This window comes from Treponema primitia ZAS-1, assembly GCF_000297095.1.
Classification (GTDB): Bacteria; Spirochaetota; Spirochaetia; order Treponematales; family Breznakiellaceae; genus Termitinema; species Termitinema primitia_A.
On the sequence record NZ_AEEA01000006.1, the window covers coordinates 1 to 1,334 of the forward strand.

1 protein-coding gene is annotated in these 1,334 nt (G+C 48.6%); it reads left to right on the forward strand.

Annotated features, from left to right (window positions below):
- Positions 1-228: 228 nt before the first annotated feature.
- Positions 229-1,317, forward strand: coding sequence for an IS110 family transposase (locus tag TPRIMZ1_RS0100325; RefSeq protein ID WP_010253025.1), 1,089 nt, complete (start codon positions 229-231; stop codon positions 1,315-1,317).
- Positions 1,318-1,334: the final 17 nt, after the last annotated feature.

Consider the following 1,334-nt stretch of genomic DNA (forward strand, 5'->3'; position numbering starts at 1 on the left):
AAGCTATGATAAAAACATGCGGTTATCTGGTATAGTGTAGGAGTTCGGAAGAACAACTACCGGTTGTGACAAAGGCTGGGGCAGAGATGACCCCGTCCGCCCGATTAACAGCCGGTAGCCGCATTTGCTTACTGGGGAACGGCCCTAAGCCCGCCATTACCCCGAATAGACGCATGGTTCAGTATACCGGAGTTCAACCGAACGCACAACTCATTTTAGGGGGTTCGTATGAACTTTGTAGGAATTGATTTGCACACGAATCGGTTTACCTGTTGTTATCGGACGGAGGAGTCTGGAGAGAAGCGGACCGAAACGTTCGAGTTGAATGAAGCGGGGCTGCACGCCTTTTTTACGACACTGACTCCTGACACCTATGTGCTCATTGAGGCTACCATAACGACCTTTTCATTTGCCCGGCTTTTTCGGTCTCGGGTAAAGGAAGTTATCGTTGCGAATACCTATGAACTGAAACAAATCAGCCTGGCCCGGAAGAATACGGACAAGATCGACGCGGACCTACTGTGCCGGATCATCAAAATGCAGATGCTTTCCGGGGAGCAGACGATTTCTCCGGTTACGATACCGCCAAAAGAAATCCAGGATCTCCGGGGGCTTTTTTCAACGTACCGATTTTATAAAAAACAGAATGTCCAGCTGAAGAACCGGATCCATTCGCTCCTGAAGGAACAGCTCTACGGTTTCACCCAGGAAGAAATCTTCGGCAAACAGAGCCGAACCAAAATACGGGAGATTTCAGTAGATCCGGTACTCCGGTTTCAGCTTAATCAGCTTATGGATCGGCTTGAGCGGGATGAAGGGGATGTGGAAGTACTGAAAGAACAGATACTCTTGGCGGCCAAGCCGTTTATGTCGCAGATTGATATCCTGACCAGCATGAAAGGGGTGAGCGTGTTCACTGCTGCCGCAATCATTGCGGACATTATTGACGTAGGCCGTTTTAAGGACTCAAAACACTTTACCTCCTACCTGCGCTCAGCGCCCAAGGTGGCAAATTCCAACACTTCAACCAGTATCAGGGGCACCAACAAGAAAGGCCGTAAGCTTTCGTCAACCCTTTTGACCCAGTCGCTCAATCATATGCTGGATTCCAGCCTCAAGTTGCGGAAGTGGTATGACCGTCTTACGGAGTACAAAAAGGCTGGTTTGGTGCGAAATGGCCTGCGTCGGCGTGTTTTTGCCGAAATCTTCCAAATGCTCAAGAAAGGGGAATATCATTATGGGCGGGATCAAAAAAACCACCAGGGAAAAATGGCTCACTATAAAAGATTTTTAGAAACGTATGCTAAAACTGCTTGACTTTTCTCATAGACGCC